This is a genomic window from Pseudomaricurvus hydrocarbonicus (genome assembly GCF_011602365.1).
Taxonomy (GTDB): domain Bacteria; phylum Pseudomonadota; class Gammaproteobacteria; order Pseudomonadales; family Cellvibrionaceae; genus Pseudomaricurvus; species Pseudomaricurvus hydrocarbonicus.
Genome location: NZ_JAAONZ010000001.1, coordinates 534,825 through 561,256, shown reverse-complemented (window position 1 = coordinate 561,256; position 26,432 = coordinate 534,825). Strand labels below are relative to the sequence as shown.

16 protein-coding genes and 1 rRNA gene are annotated in these 26,432 nt (G+C 53.4%); 10 read left to right on the top strand and 7 right to left on the bottom strand.

What is annotated here, in order from left to right; genetic code table 11:
- Positions 1–168 precede the first annotated feature (168 nt).
- Positions 169–284, top strand: a 5S ribosomal RNA gene (rrf, locus tag G8770_RS02325).
- Positions 285–558: 274 nt separating this feature from the next.
- On the opposite strand, the gene G8770_RS02320 is transcribed toward rrf, so the two are convergent.
- Positions 559–1,386 carry a hypothetical protein gene (locus G8770_RS02320; RefSeq protein WP_167181328.1) on the bottom strand — a complete coding sequence of 276 codons (828 nt, stop codon included), beginning with the start codon at positions 1,384–1,386 and terminating at the stop codon, positions 559–561.
- 69 nt (positions 1,387–1,455) lie between these two features.
- Entirely contained in the window at positions 1,456–2,718 is a 1,263-nt protein-coding gene (locus tag G8770_RS02315) for a 6-phosphofructokinase (protein ID WP_167181326.1), read from the bottom strand.
- A 276-nt stretch (positions 2,719–2,994) separates the two neighbouring features.
- Between G8770_RS02315 and mpl the strand changes: the two genes are divergently transcribed.
- Genes mpl through G8770_RS02300 form a run of 3 tightly spaced genes read left to right on the top strand, consistent with a single transcriptional unit; the run spans position 2,995 to position 5,840 of the window.
- Positions 2,995–4,392: a UDP-N-acetylmuramate:L-alanyl-gamma-D-glutamyl-meso-diaminopimelate ligase gene (gene mpl, locus G8770_RS02310; protein WP_167181324.1), complete on the top strand. Its 1,398-nt coding sequence runs from the start codon at positions 2,995–2,997 to the stop codon at positions 4,390–4,392.
- Complete coding sequence (locus tag G8770_RS02305; protein WP_167181322.1) at positions 4,389–5,003, top strand: flavin prenyltransferase UbiX; 615 nt, start codon at positions 4,389–4,391, stop codon at positions 5,001–5,003. Before mpl ends, G8770_RS02305 begins: the two co-directional genes overlap by 4 nt.
- A gap of 45 nt (positions 5,004–5,048) precedes the next feature.
- Positions 5,049–5,840, top strand: coding sequence for a tyrosine-protein phosphatase (locus G8770_RS02300; protein WP_167181320.1), 792 nt, complete (start codon positions 5,049–5,051; stop codon positions 5,838–5,840).
- A gap of 137 nt (positions 5,841–5,977) precedes the next feature.
- On the opposite strand, the gene G8770_RS02295 is transcribed toward G8770_RS02300, so the two are convergent.
- Entirely contained in the window at positions 5,978–6,829 is an 852-nt protein-coding gene (locus G8770_RS02295; protein WP_167181318.1) for an FHA domain-containing protein, read from the bottom strand.
- A gap of 452 nt (positions 6,830–7,281) precedes the next feature.
- Here G8770_RS02295 and G8770_RS02290 point away from each other — a divergent pair, with 452 nt between their 5' ends.
- On the top strand, positions 7,282–9,873 hold the full coding sequence (locus G8770_RS02290) for an efflux RND transporter permease subunit (RefSeq protein WP_167181316.1): 2,592 nt from the start codon (positions 7,282–7,284) through the stop codon (positions 9,871–9,873).
- 174 nt (positions 9,874–10,047) lie between these two features.
- On the opposite strand, the gene G8770_RS02285 is transcribed toward G8770_RS02290, so the two are convergent.
- The gene (locus tag G8770_RS02285; protein ID WP_167181314.1) at positions 10,048–11,427 is read right to left on the bottom strand and encodes a GntP family permease; all 1,380 of its coding nucleotides are present in this window, start codon (positions 11,425–11,427) and stop codon (positions 10,048–10,050) included.
- Between the two features lie 386 nt (positions 11,428–11,813).
- On the opposite strand from G8770_RS02285, the gene G8770_RS02280 reads away from it, so the two are divergent.
- On the top strand, positions 11,814–13,697 hold the full coding sequence (locus G8770_RS02280) for a glycerol-3-phosphate dehydrogenase/oxidase (RefSeq protein ID WP_167181312.1): 1,884 nt from the start codon (positions 11,814–11,816) through the stop codon (positions 13,695–13,697).
- Positions 13,698–13,717: 20 nt separating this feature from the next.
- On the opposite strand, the gene G8770_RS02275 is transcribed toward G8770_RS02280, so the two are convergent.
- Positions 13,718–16,129, bottom strand: coding sequence for a TIM-barrel domain-containing protein (locus G8770_RS02275; RefSeq protein WP_167181310.1), 2,412 nt, complete (start codon positions 16,127–16,129; stop codon positions 13,718–13,720).
- Positions 16,130–16,511: 382 nt separating this feature from the next.
- Here G8770_RS02275 and ggt point away from each other — a divergent pair, with 382 nt between their 5' ends.
- On the top strand, positions 16,512–18,275 hold the full coding sequence (gene ggt, locus G8770_RS02270) for a gamma-glutamyltransferase (RefSeq protein WP_208021979.1): 1,764 nt from the start codon (positions 16,512–16,514) through the stop codon (positions 18,273–18,275).
- Positions 18,276–18,379: 104 nt separating this feature from the next.
- On the opposite strand, the gene argF is transcribed toward ggt, so the two are convergent.
- Together argF and G8770_RS02260 are read right to left on the bottom strand one after the other, a co-directional pair.
- Positions 18,380–19,288 carry an ornithine carbamoyltransferase gene (gene argF, locus G8770_RS02265; protein WP_167181308.1) on the bottom strand — a complete coding sequence of 303 codons (909 nt, stop codon included), beginning with the start codon at positions 19,286–19,288 and terminating at the stop codon, positions 18,380–18,382.
- A gap of 107 nt (positions 19,289–19,395) precedes the next feature.
- On the bottom strand, positions 19,396–20,574 hold the full coding sequence (locus G8770_RS02260; RefSeq protein WP_167181306.1) for an aspartate aminotransferase family protein: 1,179 nt from the start codon (positions 20,572–20,574) through the stop codon (positions 19,396–19,398).
- Between the two features lie 515 nt (positions 20,575–21,089).
- Between G8770_RS02260 and grxD the strand changes: the two genes are divergently transcribed.
- The 3 genes from grxD (at position 21,090) to G8770_RS02245 (ending at position 26,296) form a co-directional block, all read left to right on the top strand.
- Positions 21,090–21,413 (top strand): Grx4 family monothiol glutaredoxin, encoded by a 324-nt coding sequence (gene grxD / locus G8770_RS02255; protein WP_167181304.1) that lies wholly within the window; start codon positions 21,090–21,092, stop codon positions 21,411–21,413.
- Positions 21,414–21,905: 492 nt separating this feature from the next.
- Complete coding sequence (locus tag G8770_RS02250; protein ID WP_167181302.1) at positions 21,906–24,875, top strand: serine/threonine-protein kinase; 2,970 nt, start codon at positions 21,906–21,908, stop codon at positions 24,873–24,875.
- Positions 24,876–25,042: 167 nt separating this feature from the next.
- Positions 25,043–26,296, top strand: a complete 1,254-nt coding sequence (locus G8770_RS02245) for a glutamate-5-semialdehyde dehydrogenase (RefSeq protein ID WP_167181300.1) — start codon at positions 25,043–25,045, stop codon at positions 26,294–26,296.
- Positions 26,297–26,432 lie beyond the last annotated feature (136 nt).

The window sequence follows — 26,432 nt, the reverse complement described above, 5'->3', positions numbered from 1 at the left end:
GACAGTGCACCGGATGGGTATGTGACTGTAGATAAACTACAGACGAATGAAGATACACACTTGAACAGCAGTGTAGATAAACAACTGAACAATCCGCCACCCTATTTGGAGTGCGTGCGGCCTGCTTAAGACAAGCAATAAGACCAACCACGAACCCAAACCAGTTTGGCTGACGACCATAGAGCTTTGGTACCACCTGATCCCATCCCGAACTCAGAAGTGAAACGAAGTATCGCCGATGGTAGTGTGGGGTTTCCCCATGTGAGAGTAGGTCATCGTCAGCCTTTAATTTAAAACCCCTGATCGGTAACGGTCAGGGGTTTTTCTGTTTTAGGGCTTGGCACTTTAGGACTTAGGCTATTGGCGGCCGCTGAGGGCCCCTCTGAGATTCTGTGAGGTTATTTAGTGTTTACTGGTGAATCTGTGGGATGAACTATAGGGGCGTGAAGTAGACCACCTGTCAGTCGATCGTACGGCTGGAGAGGCCGCTGTAAGGTTCAGTGAAGAGCGTATAGAGGCTCCACGCAGCGTGAAGTCGAGCTGTATTGAAAAGCACTATTACTCAGATGGTAATTCGGGTTGGTAGTCGTAGCCTGAGTGGCGATAGAGTTCGAGAATGCGATTTTGCAAGAGCAGCACACGCATTCTGCGGTCATAGAGTTCGGCCAGTTTGAGTCCGCGCTCGTTGTTTTGAAAAACGGGATAGAGTTGTTGCTCCATCAAGGGGACAATCCTGAAGTCCGAGGCCTTAAATTCATCGCGGCCTTGCAGCACAATTCTAATGTTGTCGTCATCATTCAAATACAACTTGATGCGACCTGCTTTCAGCATGTTCAGTCCTTGTTTCACACTGTCGACGATTTGGTAACTGGATTTGTCCAAGCCTATAAGGCGCTGATAATCAAACCCTTTGTCCCAGGCAATTAGATGCTGTTCATTACGCAACAAAGATTCCGGGATAAGGTTTTTAACTTCAATCTGGTCGTGCCATGGACTGTTTGCTAAGACGGTTGCGCTAACTAATTCCGTTGAGATCGGTGTGCGAGGTGTGTGCAGTTTTTCAGGTTGATACAGCGGGGACTCGGTCAAATAGCTCTTATCCCAATCCGTGAGGTAGAGGTCGACTTTGCCAAGTTGTAGGTCGCGAATGCTGCGGCGAATCGGCAGGATACAACTGATCACCTGGTATCCTTCCGGGAGAAACACTTCCCTGATGATATCAAAGAAGACACCCTTGCCTTCTGGCTCGCTAAAGGTTGGGTAATAAGGGGCCGCGACGCTGATGTGGTTGGCTGGCAAGGTGCTGTCTGTACAGGCCGATGGCTGCAAAGGAAGCAGCCAAACAGCGGACAGGGCCAACTTAGTTATGTAACGCAAAGGAGTCATCCTTCTTTAGCTGTTTAACTCATTACTCCTTAACGTTATAACTTCCTGGCATTATTTGAGTGCTCGGGTTTAAACCTTAAAGGGAATTTTCAATTGTTTGGGCACCATCACTTTTTTCAGCCTTGCATACTGGGGGATGCCGTTTTTATATGGAGGGTAGTCTTCACCCTGAATCAAGGGCTCAAAATAGGCTCGGCCTTTTTCTGTAATACTAAAGCCATCACGAGAAATGTAATCGCGAGGCATCATTTTTTCAACGTTGGCGATCTTTTCCAATGGGGATTCCTGAATAGTCCAGGAGTATCTCTTACCCTTGCCGCGGACGATACCTGGCATGACAGCATTTTTTCCTGCCAGGGCCATTTCAACGGCAGCCTGGCCAACGGCGTAAGCCTGCTCAACATCGGTGGCAGAAGCGATGTGACGGGCTGCTCGCTGCAAGTAATCTGCAACTGCCCAGTGGTACTTGTAACCCAGTTCATCTTTGATCATGGTCGCCAGAGTGGGAGCGACGCCACCAAGCTGGGTGTGACCAAAGGCATCCACCTGACCCGAGTCGGCAAGGAAGCGGCCGTCTTTGTATTGTGCGCCCTCTGACGCGACGATGGCACAATAGCCGTGCTTCTTAACGGTCGCTTTGACCTTCTTTAGGAATTTAGCCTTATCGAAGGCAATCTCAGGGAAAAGGATGATGTGTGGAGCATCGCCTTCTTCCTGGGCGGCCAGCCCGCTGGCGCCGGCAATCCAGCCTGCATGACGTCCCATGACCTCCAGAATGAAAACCTTGGTAGAGCTGTCGCACATTGAGGCGACATCCAGCGCGGCTTCTTTGATGGAGACTGAAACGTACTTGGCGACGGAACCAAAACCTGGGCAGTTATCGGTGAAGGGCAGGTCATTGTCCACGGTTTTGGGGACATGAATGGCCTGGATCGGATAGCCCATGGTTTCCGACAATTGTGAAATCTTTAAACACGTGTCGGCGGAGTCACCGCCGCCGTTATAAAAGAAATAGCCTATGTTGTGTGCCTTAAATACTTCAATCAGTCGTTCGTACTCAGCTCGGTTTTCTTCCAGGCTCTTGAGCTTGTAACGGCAAGAGCCAAAGGCGCCGGAAGGAGTGTGGCGAAGTGCTGCGATGGTTTTAGCAGTCTCTTTACTGGTATCAATCAGCTCTTCACGCAGAGCGCCAATGATGCCGTTATGGCCGGCATAGACTTTGCCTATGTCTTTCTTATGCTTGCGAGCTGTTTCAATTACCCCGCAGGCAGAGGCATTAATGACAGCTGTGACGCCGCCGGATTGTGCGTAGAAAGCGTTTTTCTTGGCCATGAAAGATACCTTGGTAGAGTGCCGGTGAAGGCATCGGCAGTGTTAATCGTCTAAATCGTCAGTTGAGAGTGCTGATGAGCCGTGACTGGCGATTGAGTACAGCAATATTGAAAGGCGCGCATCATACGTTAATTTGATCGAAAATTCATCGTTTTGAAGGCGGAATAAGGTGATTTGCGGCCCGCAGCCTGGTTGCCCAGAGAAAGTTGGGTGCTTGTGGTTGGAACGATTCTTAACAGCCGTGATAAGCTATCAAAAACCCTCAGAGTGATGATTATGCACATTCATATCCTAGGTATCTGCGGCACATTTATGGGCAGCCTGGCACAACTGGCCAAGTCACTTGGTCACAAGGTAACCGGCTCCGATGCCAACGTATACCCCCCCATGAGTACACAGCTGGAAGCGGCGGGTATTGAGCTTATCGAAGGCTTTGACCCGGCACAGCTAAACCCCGAGCCAGACCTGGTCGTCATCGGGAATGCCATGAGCCGTGGTAATCCAGTGGTTGAGGCCGTGTTAAACAAAGGCTTAGCATATACTTCGGGTCCTCAGTGGCTGTGTGATCACCTGTTACAGGATAAGTGGGTTTTGGCGGTCGCGGGCACACACGGTAAGACCACAACTGCCTCTATGCTGACCTGGGTGCTGGAATACGCAAATATGTCCCCGGGATATCTGATCGGAGGTGTGCCCAAAAATTTTGCGACATCAGCGCGTCTTGGGGAAAGTCCATTCTTTGTGGTGGAGGCCGATGAGTACGACAGTGCCTTTTTCGATAAGCGCTCAAAATTTGTACACTATCGGCCCAGAACCGTGATCTTGAATAACCTGGAGTTTGATCACGCTGATATTTTTGCAGATTTGGCCGCAATTCAAACACAGTTTCACCATTTGATTCGCACAGTGCCTGGCAATGGCCTGATTGTCGCACCGGATAATGAGCCGGCGTTGGATGATGTACTGGCTAAAGGGTGTTGGACACCCGTGGTACATACCACCATCAAGGGTCAGGAAGAGAAGCAAGATTGTGAGTGGCAGGCGCGACTACTGAGCGATGACGGTTCGCATTTTGAGTTGTGGTACGACGGTGAATGCGCGGGTGAAGTGACCTGGTCGCAGACCGGTCTGCATAGCGTTCGCAACGGGTTAGCCGCTGCCGCTGCTGCGCGAAATGTGGGGGTTACCCCCGGTATTGCCGTGCAGGCTCTGAGTTTATTTGAGGGTGTCAAACGTCGGATGGAGTGTCTGGGTGAGGCCGCAGGGGTGCGGTTATACGATGACTTTGCGCACCATCCTACGGCGATTGAGACGACCTTGGCGGGGCTGCGAGCGCGTGTTGCGGAAGACAAGATCATTGCTTTGATTGAGCCCCGGTCCAACACGATGCGTATGGGAATGCACAAGTCCCAGCTGGCGGCGGCAACGGCGAACGCCGATTGTGTTTTGTGGTTGCAGCCCGAGGACGTGGAGTGGTCGCTGCAGGATGTGGTCGATGCCAGTAGTGCAGCTGCCCAGCTGGTTAGCAGTGTGGATGACATGATTGATCAGTGTTTGCAGCTGATTGAACCTGGCAGTCATGTGGTGGTGATGTCGAACGGTGGATTCGGCGGGATTCATCAAAAATTGTTGGCGCGCATACAGGCGACTGACGATGCGAGGGTCAAGGCATGAGTCTTTTTGCACAAACCGTCACTCTGGCCATTACCGGGGCCTCCGGCGCTCAATACGCATTGCGCTTATTGCAATGTTTGTTGGCGGCCGAATGCCGGGTGTACTTGATGGTGTCCAATGCTGCTCAAGTGGTAATTGACACGGAAACCAAGCTCACATTGCCGGATGGTATCGAAGAGCAGCAGGCCTTTTTGTCTGAGCGGTATGGGGCTGAAGACGATCAGTTAATTGTGTTGGGCAAGAAGGACTGGTTCTCGCCGGTCGCCTCAGGTTCCAGCTCTCCTTCCAAGATGATTGTCTGCCCTGCCAGTGGTGGTACTCTCTCAGCGATTGCGTGCGGAGCGAGTAACAATTTGATTGAGCGTGCCGCCGACGTCGCGCTGAAAGAGCGACGGCAGTTAATTTTAGTGCCTCGCGAAGCGCCGTACTCAGAGATTCATTTGGAAAATATGCTCAAATTAACCCGAATGGGGGCAATGATTATTCCTGCCAGTCCTGGCTTTTATCACCGTCCCCAAACCATTGAAGATTTAGTCGACTTTGTTGTGGCACGTATTCTGGACCAGTGTGGCATTGATCAGGACATCATGCCTCGTTGGGGTGAAGACTGAGATCGGGTTAAGCTGTTGCCCGGTCAGGCGTAAATGGGAAAAACTATGAGTGATGCAGTAAACCTTCCGACAAGGGAGCTGCCGTTGGACGGCGGTATTAACTTTCGAGATCTGGGCGGGTATATCACCGAAGATGATCGTCAGGTTGTTTGGCGTAAGATCTTTCGCTGTGGGCACTTGGCGAACTTGACGACAGAGGATCTTGATACTTTGGCTGCACTGAACGTCACGGCGGTGCACGACTTTCGCCGACAGGATGAGCAGCGGCGCAGTCCCAGCCAGCCAGTCAGAGCCAGTATTTATGACGACTACGAAATGTCCATCGGCAGCATGTCCAAGTTCTGGGAATACATGGCTGCCGAGAAGCTCAGTTCCGACAGCGCACACCAGCTTGTCGTGAGCTCTTACCGTTCCTGCATTGATGACGTCGCGCCTCACTACGCTCGTTTATTTCAGGGGTTGTTAACAAATGATGGCGCAGCCAGTGTTTTTCACTGTTCGGCCGGTAAAGACCGAACGGGGCTGGCCGCAGCATTGATTCTGTCAGCGCTGGGTGTTCCAAGGGATGTCGTGGTCGACGATTATCTGCTGACACAGGAATACTTTGATTCTGCGGGTTTGATACAACTGGTTGAGCAGCATCTTCGCGATGCCAAGGTTGAGTACTGGGAGCGCAGCTGGTTGATGCCTTACTGCGGAGTTCATCGCGATAATATCGAGGCTTTCTTTGACGGGGTGGAGTCGCGATATGGCAGCGTTATGGGTTACCTGAATGAAGGAATGGGGTTGTCCGGAGAAGACCTGCTACGCTTAAAGCAGCTTTACCTTACCGAGTAATTCTTTGTCGGGACGAGTGCGGATAACTTGGTGCAGTGGATCTGAGATGTTGCTTCGGTACTGGTTTTAATCGTTGATTAACCTTCTATTGAACTCGGCTGCACGATTAGGCACCAATCATCCAGGATGGGTGGCCGCTAATGCCCGAGAACGAACAAATATATTAAAGTTGCCAGCAGGGTACCGCAGAGCAACACACTTAAACTTGACACCCATTTTGGCATGGGGGCCGCAGCTTCAAGCTCTGGCGTGATTCGATTGCCAGGTGATGTGGGTTTGGTTTTCCATTGTTTCGGCGCCGTGGTTACGGCTTTTCGTTTAACCGGGCCTGGCACTCCAGTGCAAGAGCGCGCGGTTCGCTGGTTGTCGCTAGCGTCGCCGGGCCCAATAATGTGGAAGCAATGGACATCCAGGCGAAGTTGATCGCCGGGCTTGGCAATCGCTTCCACAATGCGTTGATCATTCAGATAGGTGCCATTGACCGATCCCAGATCACGAAGGTGCAGTTCTTGTTCTATGAGTGTCAGTTGAAGATGTTGTCTTGAAAGGTGGGAGCCGGGAATGCAAATATCGCATTGGCTGCTCCGGCCCAAAGTGGACGGTGTCGAAGTGATCAAGAACTCTCGCCCCGACAAGCTGCCGCTTTTGGCTACGAGAGACCAGTGGGGGCGAATTGACTGAGGGCTGGTGCTGTCGCTCGAAGGCGAGCGTGAATCGAGAATGTTGAATTCTACCTGACCCAGACGGATGGTGTCTCCGGGTAATAATTGCTTTTCAGTCACCCGACGCTCATTAACGTAGCTACCGGTTTGGGTGTTGTTGTCTTTTAGGAACAGTTTATTGTCTTTTGTGAGCAGTCGAGCGTGTAATGGGGATAAGCTGGCATCGCTGACTGCCAAATGATTGTCACCAGAGCTTCCGATGGTGTAGCGACGCTCAACAATCCAGATCGGGTCTTGTCGCTTATCTTTAAATTGAATCTTTAACATGGGCTCATCTGTTGGTTACCGGCAGGTGTGCGCGGCTCACGGTATGGCGAGATTCAGCGTACAAAATTTTTGGGCGCCAAATTATTGGAGCGCCTCTTCAGTTTCAATTGTTTCCGGAGGCGGTGACTTGATCAGTATATGACCATTCCTAATGGTGCTGACTCAAGACATGTTAGCCTTGATGGGGGCTGGAATAAAGTTGAGGTTTTGTGTCAGTACAAAAAGTGATCACGTGTGGGCGGCTGTTCAGAGGCGATGAGTGGGACTCTTTTGTGTTTATGTGATCCGAGTTAGTGAAAACTAACGTATTGTGAAGTGGGTAGGGGCTCTTTTCTCAATTGCCATGGCTGTTTTGGTTTTCTGGTTTCCCTTTTGAGGGAGATTTACTCATAATACTGGGATTTTAGTACGGCTGTCAGGATGACGACTGATTTTACTTTCAAGGCGAATACATGTTCGAACATCTGGTTACCATTTACCGTTCGTGGGTTATAGCGCGCCCCAAACTGACACTGATGCTGGTTTGTCTTTTGGCTTTGGGGATGGCGTCGGGGCTTACCCATTTAAAGCTGGACGCGTCCTCTGACTCCTTGACGTTGGAGCATGATTCAGATCTGGATTATTTTCGGGAAATGAACCAGCGCTATCAAAGTGGTGATTTTTTAATCGTTACTTTCCGGCCGGAGCAGGACCTTTTTTCTGACGCCTCCATTGACCTGATGAAGCAGCTGTCTGATGACCTGAGTCAAGTGCCCGGGGTTGTCAGTATTCTCTCAATGCTGGATGCCCCCTTGCTGTACAGCCCAAAAATCTCTCTGGGTGATATTGATGAGGCAAGAACCCTACTGACACCGGGAGTAGACCGACAAGCGGCTAAAAAAGAATATCTGAACAGCCCGCTGTACAAAAATTTGTTGCTGGGCCCCGACGGTCAAACGACGGCGTTGATGCTCAACCTGCAGGTTGATAACCGTTATTTGGAGATGGTTCGCCATCGTGATGCCTTGCGCTTGAAACGTAGCCAAGACGGTCTCAGTTCAGCCGAAGTGATTGAGCTGGAGCGGGTGACCCGGGAATTCCGCGATTACCGGACTGAAGTGGCCGCACGGGATCACCAGCGGGTACAGTTGGTGCGAGACGTGGTCGCCGGCTATCAGGATCGAGCACAGTTGTTTGTGGGCGGTGCCACCATGATCACAGCGGACATGATCGACTTTATCAAGAGCGATCTGCGTATATTCGGGATCGGAGTGCTGGCCTTCATGATCATTGTGATGGCCATCATTTTCAGGCAAAAGCGTTTTGTCATTCTGCCGATTCTCAGCAGCATGACGGCGGTATTGATCATGCTGGGGTTTCTGAGTTGGATTGATTGGCGTTTGACCGTTATCTCGTCCAACTTTGTAGCCCTGCTATTGATCATTTCCCTGGCGATCACAATTCATTTACTGGTGCGCTACCGCGAGTTCCACAAAGCCACGCCGGACGCTCCACAGGCCGAGCTGGTCATGAATACTGTCGCCTTTATGGCTCTCCCTTGCCTGTATACCACCCTGACCACTATGGTGGCGTTTGCGTCTCTGGTTGTCAGTAACATCCGCCCTGTGATCGATTTTGGCTGGATGATGTCCATCGGTTTGGCCGTGTCTTTGATTCTGTCGTTTGTGATTATCCCGGCGGGCCTGATGATACTGCCCAAAGGTGAACCGAAGGATAAAGGGGATAACTCAGCCGCGTTCACGCTGCTCTTTTCCCGTTTTACACAGCGACACAGTAATCTGGTGCTGTGGCTGAGTGTCCTGATTGCTATCGTCAGTGTGTATGGGGTCAGTCGCTTGGAAGTGGAAAATAAGTTCATTGATTACTTCCATGAAAGCACCGAAATTTATCAGGGCATGTACGTCATCGATAAGAACCTGGGGGGCACCATCACCCTTGATATCACTCTCGATGCGCCAGACGAAGAGCCTTTGTATACTGCCAGCGCGGCCGGAGAGGATGACCCCTTTGCGGAAACTGGTGCTGAACTGGATCCTTTTGCGTCTGCGGACAGCTTTGATGAGGAAGACCCTTTCGGCGAAGCGGATCCTTTTAATGAGCAGTCACCGGATCAACATAGTCGTCAGGATTACTGGTTTACCAGCGCCGGAGTAGCTGAAATCAGCAAACTGCAAAACTATCTGGATGCCCTGCCTGAAGTCGGCAAGGTGCAGTCTTTGGCAACGGCCTATGAGGTGGCCAGTGACATCAATGGCGCGCCCTTGAATGATTTTGAAATGGCGCTGATTCAGAAGTCGTTACCTGAAGAAGTCAGCAGTGTCATGTTCGATCCGTATTTGGCCGAGGACATTGAGCAAACGCGGATTACACTTCGGGTTAAAGAAACCTACCCAGGCTTACGCCGCGCCGAGTTGCTGGAAAAAATCAGGCAGTACACGATAAATGAACTGGGTTTTGATGCGGATAAGGTGCACTTTTCTGGTTTGCTGGTGCTGTACAACAATATGCTGCAAAGTCTGTACAAGTCCCAGATCGTCACTCTAGGGGCCGTGTTCATCGGCATCGTGCTTATGTTTGTCGTGTTGTTTCGCTCTATTGTGATGGCGATAATCGCGATTGTGCCTAATTTGCTGGCGGCGGCTACTGTGCTGGGCGGCATGGGGTTGGCGGGCGTGCCACTGGATATGATGACCATTACCATCGCGGCAATTACCGTGGGCATTGGGGTAGACGATACCATTCACTACATTCATCGTTACAAGAAAGAATTTGCCGTGGATGGCGATTACATTGCGGCGATGCATCGCTCTCACGCTTCCATCGGGCGGGCGATGTTTTATACCTCCGTGATTATTGTGGTGGGCTTTTCCATCCTGGCCTTGTCCAATTTTATTCCCACGATCTATTTTGGCTTGTTAACCAGCTTCGCCATGCTGGCGGCGATCTTGGCAGCCTTAACGTTATTGCCGCGATTGATATTGCTGGTAAAACCCTTGGGAAAGCCCCAACTGGACCATGACCCCCTGCAAGCTCAGGCGGCGTAAAGCCCTGCCTGCTCCTTTGTATACCCTCTGCACCGTCTGGCGACGGTGCCTGCGTTCAAGTACCACAGGAGCCTTTGAGTCAGGGGCTCTTGTGGTAGTGCAATGGCTCTGTGAGTCGCCGGGCTTAAGGTGCATTATTGCCAGGCTATGCCTGGCGTCAGAGATGATGTGGGACTAGGCGATGAGGAAGGACAAACCAATGGTGAGCAGCGTCGCGATGGTCGGGATCAGGACGGTGATAACGGCGATGTCTTTGTAGGCCTCCCGGTGAGTGAGCCCTGTGATGGTCAGCATGGCAACCACTGCACCGCAGTGTGGTAACGAATCAAACCCTCCGCTGGCCATGGTAACAATACGGTGCATGACACTGGGGTCGATGCCCATTGCCAGATAACTGGGGGCCATGGTTTCCATGAAAATCTGCAGCCCGCCGGTGGAAGAGCCGGTTATGCCGGAGACCAGACTGATTGAAGCGAACATCGACAACATGGGGGGCAGAGCCGAGTCCGTCATCAGCTGGGTAAACTGTTGAAAACCAGCTGTGTGTGTTACCACCCCACCGAAGCCAATCACGGCTGCGGTATTAAACAGCGGCAAAATCGAATCGTGGGTGCCACGGCCAAACGCCTCTAACGGCTGTTTCCGCAATGAGGGGAACAGCAGCACGGCAACACAGCTGCCGAAAATCAGTGCAATCGAAGGCCACAAAATGGGCTGGGCCGAAGCGAATCTAAAGAGGTCATACAATACCCCTTGTCCATCAGAGGCGCTATCACCGAGTACCATGCCCAGCAGTCGTGGTGCCAAGATCGTCAGCAGTACCAGCAGCAGGGGAATGAGCGCTGGCCACCAGTGAGGCTGGGCCTGTGGCTCATCTCCTGGTTGAGGAATGTTGTCCAGGGGACCCGGCACGAAACCTTCACCAGCGGCCTTGGCGCGCAAGCGTTGCTTTTCGAGATACCACATGCCGGCAAAAAACATGATGGCGCCACCGAACAAACCCAGCCAACCGCCGGCATAGAGGTCTGTGCCCAGTCGCACTGCGGGAATCACATTGTTAATCGAAGGGGTGCCGGGCAACGCCGTCAGGGTAAAGGTTCCGGCACCCAAAGCCAGTGCGCTTACAAACAGGCGCTTGGGGACGTTGGCTTCCTGCAGCAGGCGCAAGCCCAGGGGATACATGGCAAAAATAACGACAAATACGACCACGCCACCGTAGGTTAACATGGCGCAGGCCAGTGTTGAGATCCACAGAGCCCTTTCGGCCCCCCATAGACGAACCAGGGCCATGGCGATGCTTGAGGCGGCATGACTGTCCCCCATCAGACGTCCAAAAATAGCACCGCTGGCAAATAGCAGAAAAAATTTACCGGCAAAGGTAAAAGCCCCCAGAGGGCCAAAGGCATAGTATTCCGTCAGACCGGCCGCCAGTGGCAGGTCGTTACTCACAATGATGATCAGAGAGCAGAGCAGGGAGGCAAACACAATATTAACGCCCTTAAGCGCCAGCCAGATTAATAAAGCCAAGCCCAAAAGCAATCCCATATATTCCATGGTGTTCTCTCTTATTTAGGTGAGTATTTGTAATTATTGTTAACTGTTTCGCGTTACGTTGACGGAACAAGCGGCCAAATTTCTGAGCCGGTGAAGCTATCAGACTTGTTTCGGGCAGAACGTCTTAAAGGCGACAATTGAGTGGGAATTGTGACCTGTTTTTTCCAGATTACCTATGGGTGGAGCTGGATTAGCTACACTTTTAGACAATAACCCCATTTTTATTCGATAAACTGTATCAATCAAGGCGGCGGACATCCATTGCCGCGATCCCTGAACAGGGCAAAAGCAACGTCTATTTGTGTTGCGGGACTCTGGTCGGTGGGCACGGTGTTCTGCAGCAGGCGAATTCTTCACAACCCGCGATCAATAACATGGATGATGGAATGGCAAATGTTAATGACAAGAAACCCAACGCGACTCGCAGCGGCGCTTTAAGTAAACGGGCTGAGCTGTTGCGCAGCCTCCAGGCTGAACGGGTCTATGATACATCCGCAGACGCGCAGCAAGACAAGGTACCGGTTTCTGCCCAGCAGTGGGATCTGATTGTCGTCGGTGGTGGGATCACCGGTGCTGGTGTGCTGCGGGAGGCGGTTCGCTATGGGTTGAAGGTGCTGCTGGTTGAGCAAAAGGACTTTGCCTGGGGAACCTCCAGCCGCTCGTCAAAAATGGTGCACGGTGGGCTGCGTTATTTGGCACAGGGAGACTTTGCCTTGACTCGACATTCGCTGCTAGAGCGCGAACGATTGTTGCGCGAAGCCCCAGGGCTGGTGGAGCGTATGGGGTATTACCTGGCGCTGAGCCAAAAAAAGTCCCCACCCGCTTTGGGCGTGTGGGCTGTTTTATGGTTGTATGATCGTATCGCGGGTATTCGGGATCATTGCAGAGTCTCGCTGTCGGCGTTGGCGGACAAATTTCCGGGGATTAATGCCCCATATCTTAAGAGTGCCTATTACTATACGGACGCGGTGACCGATGATGCACGTCTGGTGCAAAGAGTGTTACAGGAATCCCTGGACAGTGGTGGTGTGGCCCTGAATTATGTGCAGGTCTCGGAATTGTTGATCAGTGGTGGCGAAGTTACCGGGGTTGTTCTGCAGGACTCGGAAACCCACGCCACCATGATTGCGCGCTCCAAGGTGGTGGTGAATGCCACTGGGGCCTGGGCCGACCGGCTGCGTAATCAGGTTAATTCTGAGAAGCGGGTGCGGCCACTGCGGGGCAGTCACATCGTGGTGTCACAAGATGATTTCCCGATGCCGGATGCCATGACACTCACGCACCCAGAGGATCATCGCACCATGTTCTTCTTTCCCTGGGAAAATCGCACGGTGATCGGTACCACGGATCTTGATCATCGCGCTGATCTTGACGTGGAGGCGTCTATCTCCATGGCCGAAGTGGATTATTTACTGTCTGCGGCCAACACCTTGTTTCCGGCAAGTCATTTGAGCAAAGGGCACATTATTTCTTCCTGGGCGGGAGTGCGCCCGATCATTGCTTCTGAACAAAGCAAAGATCCTTCCAGAGAGCGCCGCGATCACGCGGTGTGGAAAGATGGACGTTTGATTACGGTCAGTGGTGGTAAGTTAACCACCTTTCGGCTGATCGCACAGGATGTCTTAACAGCGGCTTCAGAAGACCTCAATTTACCTCAGGCCCTGAAGGATGATCCGGTTTTTGCACCGTGCCAGACGAGCGTCGACAAGCTGGTCGAGATGGCGGACAGCCATGAGCCAGAAAACAGTCCTGAACCAAAAGGCAGCCATGAACCAAAAGGCAGCCATGAGCCAGAAGGCCGCCATGAACCAAAAAACAGTCCTGAACGAAAAGGCAGCCCTGAATCTAAAGGCCGCTCTGGGCTGTCGATGGGTTCAAAGCTGTCGCGCGCCATGGCGGAGGCGCTGCTGGGGCGCTACGGCGAAGCGGCGGTGCGAATTGTGGCAATGGCGAAGCAACAGGAATTGCAATCTTTGGAGGGGACTCGCTTTTGTTTGGCGGAATGCCGCTGGGCTTTAAGGGAAGAGGCGGTGCTTCATCTGGACGATCTATTGCTTAGACGCACCCGCTTGGGGTTGTTGTTGCGCAACGGTGGCGCGTCGATACTGCCGCGTTTGAAAGAGCTGTGCCAGCAGGAAGTCTGCTGGTCTGAGGAGCGTTGGGCGAGGGAAGTCAATCGCTATGAGGGCGTGTGGCAAGCCTACTATTCGCTGCCGCTATCAGCTCATAAATCGATCTCAGAGGCAAAGGCAGCGGCGGTCTTGAGTTGATGATGTGGGTTGCTTGCGGCTTATGGCTGCAAAAGTTGGGCTTCCTGCAAGGCGGGGATGATGACCTCCCGGGTTCGTTTATTGTTGCGAAGGTAGGCGGGAGCCTGCCCGACTGCCGGCGTCAGATACAATCTTGTACCTTTGGGACCCGCGGTGATTGTCTGGCCTGATGCCAACTCTATCCATTCGCCCTGAGGGAGGAAGACCTGCCGTTGAGTGCGTTGATTTCTGGGCGTTAGCATCGGCGCGACCATGATGCTGTCGCCCAGCATAAATTGTAAATCGGCATTGGACATGCGCTGAAAATAAAGCTCGTCGGGAAAATGCAACCGAGGGTTGCGTACCAGTGGCCAGCCTTGTTCTTCCGCTTCTTCAATCAGCAGCTTTCGATAGGGGGCCAGAGCTTTGAACAACCGGGCGTTGTGGGCAAAGTGCTGTCCCAGCTCTTCGCTGTCGAAGACCTGGGCGTTGATTGCCGGTGTCAGCCCTTGCGCCGTCCTGAACAGTCCGGTGAAAGCACTGATTTCGATCCAGCGTTGTAACAGGTCGGGGGTGCGGCGCAGGGTGAAGTAAGTGGTCAGTTTGCCTGGTGACTGGTCCGTGTTTGCCGTTTCGGTGAGGGTCAAATGTTCAGGCAGTAACCAGCGCGACAGGCCGGATACTGGTTGACGCAGTGAGGTATCCCCTCCAATCGTGGCATGGCTCAGGCTTTGCCCGCTCATGCCGCTGTTGAACAAACCGACAATCACACTCTGCAGGCCATCCTCGGCGTCCCAGCTGGTATTTTGCCGGCTCAGTAAAAACAATGGCGTAAAGGCCGGGCTCTGGCTGAAACCAGACCGCATAAAGAATACGGCTTCCTGCTGCAGCTCCAGCTCGGTAATGACCTCGGCATTTAAACGTGCCCATTCCTGGGCGTAAAGGTTGTGAAAACTCAGCGGGCTTTGACCATTGTGCAATACGGCGTCCGTTGGCAAGCGTTCACCGTAGTCGGCTAGCCAGCCGGAAAATTGGTGAGTGGTGACGCTGGCTTTGATGAGGTTTTTGAGCCACGTAAAGGCGTCAGGGTTGCTTAAGTCGATGAGTCTGGCGGATACGCCGGAGACTGTGACTCGGTAAGGTTTTCCCTGTGGGTTTAGGACGAAGTAGTTTTGCTCCAAAGCTTCCTGAAAGAGTGTCATGCGGGTTGCTTCGGAGGGTATTGACGCTGCCGTTTTGATGGCAGCTGGACTTGTTGCGACAAGCTGTGTTGCTGGCTGATCGGTTTCAATCGGTCCGTTTTCTGTGGGTCCGCTTATTGCCGGCTCTGGTTCAGCCAAATAGGGGGTGTAATAACCCAGAAGCCGTACCTCATCACTTTTCAGTTGCGCGATCAGCGCCTCCCATTGAGGAGAGTCTTTCGGACTGAGTGACCAGGCCGGGAGGGCGGTGGCGCCTTGTGTCGCTTGAGGTTCTATCCAATCCGCTATCATCACGCCACTGATGGGAGTGTCCAGTGCCTTGAGCTGGTTGTAGCGTTGCAGAGTGAGCGCGTGGCCGCCTTGCAAACCAACAATGGCGCCCTGTTGAGTCCAGGCGGGCAGGTTCGCCATGCGGCCAGTAAATTGGCTATAGCTGCTGATGCATGCCAGCAGTCGATTGCAACTGATTAAACGCGCCTTGAGTGTATGACTGTAGCTGTGAATTCGGGTGCGGTGGGGGTTGCGGAAATCAAAGCGGCTGAGTTCACTGGTTTCCAAAAACAAGCCATACCCTTCAGAGCTCAAAAAATACGGAACGGTGAAATCACTGCTCAGATCGTTGCCACTGGCACCGGGTCGTGCGGCGTTCACCAGCGTGGAAAGGGGCTGGCTGCCACGACCAATACCCTGGGCCTGAATCCAGACGGGGACATTCAAGCCTTTAAAGTCCTGATGACTGACCTGGGCGCCAAAGCCGGAAATGGATTCATGGATGGCGGCGTCAAAACCCAGCACCAGGTGATTGTAGCTGGGATCGGTGGTGGCGGCGTTGATCAGGAGTTGGCCGTCTTTTTGCTCAAAACGCAGACTGAAACGAAGCGTACATCCAGGCGATTGAAATTCTCCGGCCAGCAGCAAGAAGTGGCTGGAGGGTTCCGCTTTATCGATGTTTATGTCGGTGCAGGCGTGTTGAGGCGTGGCCTGATGTTTAAAAATGCCCTGTGCTTCGGTAAACGCCAATTGAGTTTTGCGTGCACTGAGTAACGTGGCCACTGACGAACTGAAGATGTCTTGTTGCCGTTGGTGGTCAAAGACACGGATCTGCTGATTTTCCAGACTGATGCGGTAACGCTTTGCATCGTACACGGCTTCCAGTCCTCGCTCTCTCGTTTCGGGTTCACAGGCGGTTAACAGGCAAACGGCGGCGAGCAACAGGAAGTGGGTTATACGGCGAAAAGAAAATGGAATCATAAGTTGTTCGTGCACTTAATGGGGGCGTTATGTCTCAATGAGTTGTTGCGATAAGAGGGAACTGCAGGCTTAGACTCAGGCGCTGACTTGGGTTGACGGGTGTTTGCGGTATACAGGTTATCATAGCTCGGGCTGCAAATACGAAAATGTCTATAGATGCCCTAGATGCCCTAGATGCCCTCTAACGGTGCGGGTGACGATGTTGGCGTAGAGCAGCGGGGGGTAAAGGCCGCGGCGTTAATGTCAGGGTTTGACGTTTACAAAACCAGAGGGCATTCTGTGACGGCTTTTATAAAATCAGGCCGGCATGGTGCGCGGTGATGAAGGTGCCTTTAATCAGGTGTTGTGGAGCTGAAATGGATAGTCTCTGGGGTATTGAGTGATGAGAAAATTAGTGATGGAAAACCGGCGTTCAGCTGCACGTTTGAGTCGTTTTGTGTGTGGGGTGCTGGTGTGGTGTGTGTACGGATCGGTGATGGCTGCTGAGGTTGAGCCTATCATCCGTTATGACAGCATTCACCACCCAATGATCGGTGAGCGTGGCATGGTAGCCACGCAGCATGATTTGGCCAGCCAGGTAGGCGCTGACATCATTGCTGCCGGTGGTAATGCGGTTGATGCAGCGGTCGCGGTGGGTTTTTCTCTGGCGGTGGTGTTGCCCCGGGCGGGAAATCTCGGCGGCGGCGGTTTTATGATGATCTACCTGGCGGAGGAAAATAAAACTCTGGCTCTGGATTATCGGGAAATGGCTCCGGCAGCGGCGCACCGGGATATGTTTCTGGACAGCAATGGCGACTTTGATCAACAAAAAGCACAATTCAGTCATGCCTCTGCCGGTGTTCCCGGCACGGTTGCCGGTTTGCTGCACGCGCAGAAACAGTACGGTCGTTTGTCTCTCAAGCAAGTGATGATGCCAGCCATTCGTCAGGCCGAGAAGGGCTTTGCCGTTACCCACGATCTGGCTGACAAGCTGGCGAGCTACAAACACCTGAAAAGAAACCCGGCCACTGTCGCAGCTTATTACAAACCAGATGGTTCCAGTTACCTACCCGGTGAAGTGCTTAAGCAACCGGACTTGGCCTGGTCCTTAAAGCAGATTCTGATTCACGGTGAAAAGGCATTTTACTCGGGCCGTATCGCCGACAAGATCGTGGATGAAATGGCGGCGCACGGTGGGCTGATTAGCCGTGATGACCTGGCCAATTATCGGGTAGTTGAACGCGAACCGGTGATGGGCAGTTACCGTGGCTATCAGATTGCTTCCATGCCGCCTCCCAGTTCTGGTGGTGTGCATGTGATTCAAATGCTCAACATGCTGGAAACCTTCCCCATGAAAAATTACGGGGCGGGCAGTGCTGCATCGATTCACCATATGGTTGAGTCTATGAAGTGGGCCTATGCCGATCGCAGCAAATATCTGGGTGATCCGGATTATGTGGATGTGCCCGTTGCAGAGCTGACCAATAAGGCGTACGCACAGCGGCAGGCGAAGCAAATTTCCAGTGAAAAATCCCGCCCCTCCAGTGACATTCTGCCGGGGGCCATTTACTTTGATGAGAGCCGAGACACCACTCATTTTTCCATTATGGACGCAGAGGGGAACGCGGTCGCCAATACCTATACCCTGAACTTTTCCTTCGGCTCCGGTATTACCGTAGCGGGTACCGGGATTCTGCTGAACAACGAAATGGACGATTTTTCGTCCAAACCGGGTGTGCCCAATGCCTACGGTTTGATTGGAGCAGAAGCTAACAAAATTGAAGCTGGTAAACGACCGCTCAGTTCCATGACGCCTACGTTGGTGTTTAAAGACGGCAAGCCGGTGATGGTGACTGGCAGCCCCGGTGGCAGCCGTATTATTACCACGGTGTTGGAGACCATTGTGAATGTGGTTGATTACGGTATGAATGTTTCGGCCGCAGTCAGTGCACCGCGCTTTCATCACCAGTGGCAGCCCGATATATTATTCATGGAGCCCGGCTTTAGCCCGGACACCCAGACGATCCTTGAACAGCAGGGACACACGGTGAAACAGGTTTCAACCATGGGCAGTGCCAATTCAGTGGTCGCTCGACAAGGCTTGTTGTTTGGCGCGGCCGATCCCCGTAAGCCGGATGCCAGTGCTGTACCGGTAGCCGGGAAGTAGCCTGTGAGGAGCGGGGGTTTTGATTCTTTTTGGCGGTGAGCCCGTTTTACAACGGGCCACTGCCAGTGAGCTGCGGTTGATCCTCAGCTCAACGTGTCATCACTTCAACAGCTTAACAGAAACTCCATCAGAGCTTTTTGGGCGTGCAGGCGATTTTCTGCCTCGTCCCAAACCACGGAAATTTTCTCATCTTCCAGTAGGTCAGCACTGACTTCTTCTTCTCGGTGCGCTGGCAGGCAGTGCATGAAGATGGCGTCTTTGTTAGCCCAAGCCATCATCTCATGGTTGACCTGGTAACCGGCAAACTGAGCTTCCCGCTCTTTTTGTTCGGCTTCCTGACCCATGGAGGCCCAGACATCCGTCACTACCCAGTCTGCGTTTTTGACCGCTTCTTTGGGGTCACGGGTTACCATGACCCGGTCGGAATGCTCGGCAACCAGTTGCGAGTTTGGATCAAACCCTTCCGGGCAGGCGATGTTCAGTTTGAAATCGCACATGGCGGCAGCGTTGATGTAGGAGTGGCACATGTTATTGCCATCACCAATCCAGGCCACGGTTTTGCCTTTGGGGCTGCCGCGATGTTCAACGTAGGTTTGAATGTCGGCCAATAACTGACAGGGGTGGTAGTCGTCAGTGAGGGCATTGATCACCGGTACGCGGGAAAATTGCGCAAAGCGTTCAATTTTTTCATGCTCAAACGTTCGGATCATCACCAGGTCGACCATCCGCGATAAAACGCGGGCGGAATCTTCGATGGGCTCGCCGCGACCCAGTTGGGTGTCTCGGGATGAAAGAAATAATGCCGAACCACCCAGCTGGCTCATGCCGGCCTCAAAGGATACTCGGGTACGGGTCGATGATTTTTCAAAAATCATGGCCAGGACTTTGTTCTTAAATGGCTCACCGACACCGCCCTGTTTGTGCAGAGCTTTCATTTCGATGGCGCGGTCGATGATTTGCATCAGCTCATCGGGCGACAGGTCACGCAATGTCAAAAAATGTCTGACTGACATGCTGGGTCCCTCTTAATTGGGTTATGTAACAATCTTTAAGATTGCGGCGTGTATAGCAATTTCGAAATCAGGCAACGTATAAAGCGATGGTTTTGCAACGTTACGGCTTACAGCTCGCGGATCAGCTGGCTGACAATGTTAATGATCTGATCTGCGTCGGCTTCCTGAGTGATCAATGGCGGCAGTAAGCGAATGGTACTGCCCGCTGTAACGTTCAGGATCAGTCCGGCTTGGGCGGCTAATGCAACCAGTTCGGGACAGTCCTGAGTTAATTCAATACCCACCATCAAGCCTTTGCCGCGTATGTTCTTGACCTTTGCGTCGTCCTTCAGGGTTTCGTTAAAGCCGCTCAGTAAATAAGCCCCAATGTGTTTGGCATTGGCGATGAGCTGCTCATCGATTAAGGTGCGAATCACCGTCAGCGCGCCCTGGCAAACCAGGGGGTTTCCGCCATAGGTCGAACCGTGGTTGCCGGGCTGGAGCACGGTTGCGGCCTTGCCGCGTGCCATGCAGGCACCGATGGGCAGGCCATTGCCCAGGCCCTTTGCCGTCGTCAGTACGTCCGGCATGAGGTCTGTGTGTTGAAAGGCGAACAGCTCGCCGGTGCGGCCATTACCCGTTTGAATCTCGTCCAGCATCAGCAACCAGTCACTCTGGTTACACACCTCACGCAGCTGCGCCAGGTAATCCTCGTCGGGAACGATGACACCACCTTCTCCCTGTACCGGCTCGACCAGAATGGCGACGATGTTCTCAGCCATGGCGGGGTCATTGGCTAGGGCTTTAACGGCCTCTACGTTGTTGTAATCAACGTGCACAAAACCTTCCAGTAGAGGAGCAAACCCCTGCTTGACTTTAGGGTTGCCGGTCGCCGACAGGGTGGCCATGGTTCTGCCGTGAAAACTGCCATTCATGGTGATGATCGTTGGTGTCTTTACACCTTTGTCGTTACCGTATTTACGGGCAATTTTTATGGCAGCTTCATTGGCTTCAGCGCCGGAATTGGAAAAAAATACGTTTTCCATGCCGGTCTGTGAGCACAACAGCTCGGCCAGTTTTTCCGACGGCTCGGTATTGAACAGGTTCGAGACGTGCATCAGGGTATTGGCCTGTTCGCTGATGGCCTGGGCCAGGCCCGCATGACTGTGGCCTAGTCCACAGACAGCGATGCCACTCAGCGCGTCCAGATAACGTCGGCCCTGATCATCCCACAGGTAGATTCCTTCACCTTTTACCAGCGTGAGCTTGCGCTCGCCGTAGGTATTCATCAGGGCTGTGGTGGTCATGACCGAAACTCCTCCAAGGCAAAAATTGCCAGGCTAAAATAAAAACAGGCAGCCGCGAGCTGCCTGAGATGAACCAGAAATACTATAAGCAATTGCGCGGGTTGGCAATGCCTGTCAAAGGTACTGACTGCGCTCATTAACACCTCTGGCGTGGCGGCCGGGTCTGCGTTGGGCCATGGGGTGGAAGCCTTATTGGCCGAGATTGGAGGTCGGCGGGGATTTGGCCGGCCGTGGATGGCTGTCCGGGTGAGACTGAGGTAGAATAACCCCAATACTTGACCGTCACGCTGGGTTTTGTCGCTAGCTCACTCCTCAAGATGGACCTGCAGGGGTTAGAGATAGCGCGAGCTAGACGTGTCGAAAGTCAGACATGCAAAGATCCGAACTCAGAGGCTTTTCTATACAGCCAGACACCTGGGGGCGAAAAATCATTTTGGGTGACGTTGATTCGGCCATTGCCGGGTAGCGGAACTGTCGGAATATTGAACACAGAACCGAAAGAGGTAGTACTTTCTATGGATATCCTGGATACCATCAAGCAACAAATTGAAGAAAATGACATCATTTTATACATGAAAGGCTCTCCAAATGCGCCACAGTGCGGGTTTTCCAGCCGTACCTCACAGGCGGTCATGGCCTGTGGCCAGCGCTTTGCGTATGTGGACGTGTTGTCCAACCCTGATATTCGTACGCATTTGCCGAAATATGCCAATTGGCCAACGTTTCCACAGTTGTGGGTCAAAGGTGAATTGGTCGGTGGTTGCGATATCGTGGCTGAGCTGCATGAAACGGGTGAGTTAAAGCAAATGATTGATGCGGCCTCTCCGGCGGCTGAATAAGTAAAAGCCTGGCACTGAGGGGCGGTTTCAAGTTGGTGAGGTGTTGTCAGACACGTGACAACAGCCGCTTGAGGCCCTCCCTGCTAGCTGGCTTGTCTGACTTCTTTCCTGTTCGTTGCCCCCTTTGACAGCATTTACGTGCCAACATTGACGTCCGGTGCAATGCGAGACACCGTCATTTGAGGCGTTGTATAAAGTGACCCGTGCCGCCCGGTGCCAGTCTTTAGTCGTTATCTCCGGGGAGGTAACCTCTGTTTGCCGTGCGAATGGTGGTCACTTTTTCTGGTTGATGGAGTTTCTGGACTAATTATCCGTCCTCACTCATGGCCTCTAACCAAGTACCTGTCCGTTTTATACCGATTTGGCTTGATGGATTCACCTCAAAACCTGTCCTCTGCGCATTCTTATCGCTTTAATTTGCTGAGATTGACTAAGCTGTTTGTAAGCGGCATAAAGTTATTTCTCTAATATGATCATTTTGATTGTGTGCTCATGATAAATATACCTGGCTATACAATAGTTCGGCCCTTGGGAAAGGGAGGCATGGCCGAGGTGTATCTGGCAATTCAGCAAAGCTTTGAACGGGAAGTGGCGCTGAAAGTGCTGGCGCCCAACCTCACTGGCGATGCGACGTTTAGTGAGCGCTTTTTGAGTGAAGCGCGCATCGTCAGTCGTTTGGTTCACCCGAACATCGTCACGGTTTACGACGTGGGTATTGAGGGCGAGTACCACTTCCTGTCTATGGAGTACATTCCGGGTCTGGATCTTAAACAGGCCCGCTACAGCTTATCCCTGACCAGACGCCTGGACGTGATTAAGGATATTGCCGGCGCTTTGCATTTTGCCGGGAAAAAAGGCTACATACACCGCGATGTCAAACCGGACAACATCATGTTGCACGCTGATGACGGGCGGGCGGTGTTGATGGATTTCGGTATCGCTCGCCCGGCGGGCTGGCCGTTGGGAATGACGCAGACCGGCACAGCTATTGGCACTCCGCACTATATGAGTCCGGAGCAGGCAAGGGGGCTCGAGATTGACCCGCGTTCGGACCTCTACAGCTTGGGGGTGGTGCTGTATTTGTTGCTGGAAGGGCGCGTGCCCTATGATGCGGACTCTGCGGTAGCCGTTGGTATCAAACACGTTGCTGAACCCGTGCCGCGCCTGCGGGCCGAGTTAAAACTGTTTCAGCCCATCATCAATAAAGCCCTGGCGAAAGACCCCGATTCTCGCTATCAAACCGGAAAAGCCTTTATTCGGGCGCTGGATGATTTGCCACCCGGCGAGATTGCGGATCTCGACCTCCGCTATTTTCAGGAATCCACGCTGCTCAATAGCAGCAAGGCTGTCTATGTCGCAGCCAGGCAGGAGACACGAATCCCGGGGGATGAAGCTTCTGATCATGACATTACCGAGGTGGGGACTCCGCCTTCCGTGTCGGCGATTCAGAGAGCCGTAGAAGCCCGATGGGACTTGTCCACTGCAGACTGGGCATCAACCACTCCCGCGTCAACCATACCGGCTTCCAATTCCAGTTCCAGGGCGCCGACACTGACAGAGCCCGTGGATTTAAGCGATACCGACAGTACTCCTCAAGTGGGCATGCCCAGTATTTATCTGTCGGCGGACGATCCATATTATGAACCGGTCGATGATGATTGGGGGGATCCGCGGAGGCCTGCCGCAGCCGGTCGAGGGACTGCGGCTTATTATGATGCGTTACCCCATCACGATCGTCGAGCCACTGTCAGCGTGGTGCACCAGCGTCATTCAGCCTGGCCCTGGGTGGTGGGCACGTTGTTTGCGGCCGGCCTTGCCTTTGCGGTCTATTTTCAGCAGCAGCTGCCAATTGAGGAGAGGCTCAAGGCTGTAGATCACTTAACCGACAGCTTGCCGGATATGTTGTCGCCCGGCACTGCGGTAAGCCCGGACACGGGGGGACAGGCTTCGGCAGGTCCCTCAATGTCGGGTACGGTGAACCGGGATGACGTTGCCGGACAGGGCAGCCCCGCCCTTGGGGCGGCGGCAACACCAGAGCGGGAACACAATCCGGCCGCCCATCTCGAGATCAATTCCACCGGTCAGGCCGGGCTGGAGGCGGTGGCCATTGTGGCGGAAGAAACTCGACTGCAAATTTTGGAAAAGGTGGCGGGACTTCTCAGTCGTGTACCAGAAGATGTGTCATTGGCAGTACCTGCGGCCAGTCACTATCGCAAGCTGCTGAAAATGAACGCTTCGGACAATGAAGCGATCCAGGGATTGCAGTTGTTGCACGAGTTGTTGTTGGACGCGGCTCAAGCGGCTTACGATGGGGGTGACGATCAAGCCCTCGAGTCGGTGGCGGGTGTGTTGGGGCAGTTGTTCCCTGAAAGCGAAGATGTCAGGCTCAACCAAATAGTCAATCAAGCCCGGCGGGAGGAGGATGTTGCCCGATGGCTGGACGAGGCTGATCAGTATATGCGTACCGGAGCCTGGGTGCAGTCTCGTGCCGGTACGGGCAAGCAAACAGGCGCAGTTGTTGAGTCCGGGGCTCTGGCGGAGCCCGAGCCGGAAGTCCTGCCTGGATCGCAGACTGCTTTGGCGAAATATCGCCAGGTACTGGCCGTAGAGCCTGACAATCAGCTCGCTCGGGAAGGTGTTCGGGAAATGTTGTCTCAGCTTACCCATCAGGCAGCACAGAGTGTGGCGGCGGGGCAGTGGGAAAGTGCCACACAAGCCATCGGCGAGGCCCTGGTTATTTCACCCGGCGATCCGCAACTGATTGAATTTCGAACCAAGATCCAGCAGCAACGATTAATTGCCAGCATGCTCAATGAGGCACAGCAACAGCACCTCGAAAATAATATTTTTGAGCCGGCCAATGCCAGTGAGCTGTTCATCTTACGTCAAATCCTGGCGATTGATCCCGCCAACGAAGAGGCCATGAAGGCACAGAATGCCATTGAAGACAGTCTGGTCAGTCGGGTGAGTGAGTTGGTGAGTGAGCGACGCAAAGAAGATGCCCGAGCTGAAATTGCCCGCTCTTTGGCCTACTTCCCGGAGAGTGAGCGCTTGCTGAACTTAAAAAAACTGAATGAACGGGAGGCCTTAAACATCGGCCCCACCATCGGTCAGGTGCTGGTCAGTCATCAGGAGCTGACCGGCATTAATCAGCCAAAACCGGCGTATTTACCAGCCAGTAATCAGCTGTACGTGGGCTTTTCCTATGAAAACTTCGGGCCCACCTATTCCCAGGTGCAGGCTCGCTTGTTTGGCGGCGAAGGGCTTGAGCCGGTAGAGGTGGCAGAGGTCTCGGTGGATATCCCGCGCAATGACGGAGTGCAATTTTTCAGCATCGACAGTCCGGCTCAGGGGTTTCTGGATGGCTATTACCGAGTGGATCTGGTTCTGGATGGGCAGGTGCTTGCCACTTCGGTGTTTGAGATTAGCCACACGTTCAGTCTCTACCCGCTCAACTTATGAGTAGCGATCGTTGCCATCGCAGGCGGTTTTACCCCCGGCAAACGTGTCTGAGCTCACTCAGGTTGATGACTGGATGATATTGGCGCAAGTTGTGCCTCACATCCCGCCGCGCCTTTCCTGTATAATGCCCTTCGATTTGATAGAAATACCCCATACTGGACTGATCCATGAATGTACAAGCCTATATGGCCCAGGTTGGGCGCCAAGCTCGGGAAGCATCCAGAGCGGTAGCCGCAGCCACCACCGGAGATAAAAATCGCGCCTTGTTGGCCGTGGCAGATGCTTTGCAGGCATCCCGGGCGGAACTGATGGCGGCCAACGCCGAAGATTTACAGCAAGGGCGCGAGAATGGTCTCGATGCCGCCCTGCTCGATCGGTTGGAAATTACCCCCGCGAGCTTTGAGGGCATGCTTGAAGGTTTGCGCCAGGTGGCCGCTTTGCCGGACCCCTGTGGGGCCATTACCGACATGAGCTATCGTCCCAGCGGAATTCAGGTGGGTAAAATGCGGGTACCTCTGGGGGTGGTTGGCATTATTTATGAGTCGCGCCCCAATGTGACCATCGATGCGGCGAGCCTGTGTCTGAAGTCTGGTAATGCCACTATTCTTCGCGGTGGTAGCGAGGCTTTCCGTTCGAACCAGGCCATTGCTCGCTGTATTGCCCGGGGTCTGGCCGAGGCTGGCTTGCCTGAGACCGCCGTGCAGATTATCGAAACCACCGATCGCGCCGCCGTGGGTGAACTGATCACTATGCCTGAATTTGTGGATGTGATTGTGCCCCGGGGGGGGAAAGGCCTGATTGAGCGCATCAGTCGCGATGCCCGAGTGCCGGTGATCAAGCACCTGGACGGTATCTGTCACGTTTATATTGATGATAAGGCCGATCTTGAAAAAGCCTTTGAAATTGCGATTAATGCCAAAACTCACCGCTATGGGGTCTGTAACGCTATGGAGACCCTGCTGGTTCACGCTGGCGTGGCGGAGGCCATCTTGCCTCGTTTGGCGGTAGCCTATGGAGAAAAAGGCGTCGAGCTGCGGGGGTGTGAGCGCACCCGGGCCATTATTGCCGCTGCCGTGGCCACCGAAGAGGACTGGGCGACAGAATATCTGGCACCTGTATTGTCGATTCGGGTGGTGGAGGATATGGCTCAGGCGATGGACCATATTGCCCGCTACAGCTCCGGTCATACTGAATCTATTGTGACCGAAGATTACACCCGCGCCCGCCGCTTCCTGGCCCAGGTGGATTCCAGTTCCGTGATGGTCAATGCCTCGACCCGGTTTGCCGATGGTTTTGAGTACGGCCTGGGTGCCGAGATTGGCATTTCCACGGACAAAATCCACGCTCGGGGCCCTGTCGGTCTCGAGGGGTTGACGAGTCAGAAATATGTGGTGTTTGGCGATGGGCACATCCGCACGTAGATGCTCATGCCAATCCCGCATCCTCGACGCATAGACTGTCATGGCCCGCTCGGTCGCAACCCGGTTTGCAAAAGCCCGGTTTTCCGAGAGTGGGACATTTCGCCGTTGCTCGCCCGTACTTACCGACACATCAGTG

Bases quoted from the DNA above. Each gene is read 5' to 3' on its own strand.
- G8770_RS02320 (WP_167181328.1), bottom strand. From the start codon at position 1,386: ATGACTCCTTTGCGTTACATAACTAAGTTGGCCCTGTCCGCTGTTTGG.
- G8770_RS02315 (WP_167181326.1), bottom strand. From the start codon at position 2,718: ATGGCCAAGAAAAACGCTTTCTACGCACAATCCGGCGGCGTCACAGCT.
- mpl (WP_167181324.1), top strand. From the start codon at position 2,995: ATGCACATTCATATCCTAGGTATCTGCGGCACATTTATGGGCAGCCTG.
- G8770_RS02305 (WP_167181322.1), top strand. From the start codon at position 4,389: ATGAGTCTTTTTGCACAAACCGTCACTCTGGCCATTACCGGGGCCTCC.
- G8770_RS02300 (WP_167181320.1), top strand. From the start codon at position 5,049: ATGAGTGATGCAGTAAACCTTCCGACAAGGGAGCTGCCGTTGGACGGC.
- G8770_RS02295 (WP_167181318.1), bottom strand. From the start codon at position 6,829: ATGTTAAAGATTCAATTTAAAGATAAGCGACAAGACCCGATCTGGATT.
- G8770_RS02290 (WP_167181316.1), top strand. From the start codon at position 7,282: ATGTTCGAACATCTGGTTACCATTTACCGTTCGTGGGTTATAGCGCGC.
- G8770_RS02285 (WP_167181314.1), bottom strand. From the start codon at position 11,427: ATGGAATATATGGGATTGCTTTTGGGCTTGGCTTTATTAATCTGGCTG.
- G8770_RS02280 (WP_167181312.1), top strand. From the start codon at position 11,814: ATGGCAAATGTTAATGACAAGAAACCCAACGCGACTCGCAGCGGCGCT.
- G8770_RS02275 (WP_167181310.1), bottom strand. From the start codon at position 16,129: ATGATTCCATTTTCTTTTCGCCGTATAACCCACTTCCTGTTGCTCGCC.
- ggt (WP_208021979.1), top strand. From the start codon at position 16,512: ATGAGAAAATTAGTGATGGAAAACCGGCGTTCAGCTGCACGTTTGAGT.
- argF (WP_167181308.1), bottom strand. From the start codon at position 19,288: ATGTCAGTCAGACATTTTTTGACATTGCGTGACCTGTCGCCCGATGAG.
- G8770_RS02260 (WP_167181306.1), bottom strand. From the start codon at position 20,574: ATGACCACCACAGCCCTGATGAATACCTACGGCGAGCGCAAGCTCACG.
- grxD (WP_167181304.1), top strand. From the start codon at position 21,090: ATGGATATCCTGGATACCATCAAGCAACAAATTGAAGAAAATGACATC.
- G8770_RS02250 (WP_167181302.1), top strand. From the start codon at position 21,906: ATGATAAATATACCTGGCTATACAATAGTTCGGCCCTTGGGAAAGGGA.
- G8770_RS02245 (WP_167181300.1), top strand. From the start codon at position 25,043: ATGAATGTACAAGCCTATATGGCCCAGGTTGGGCGCCAAGCTCGGGAA.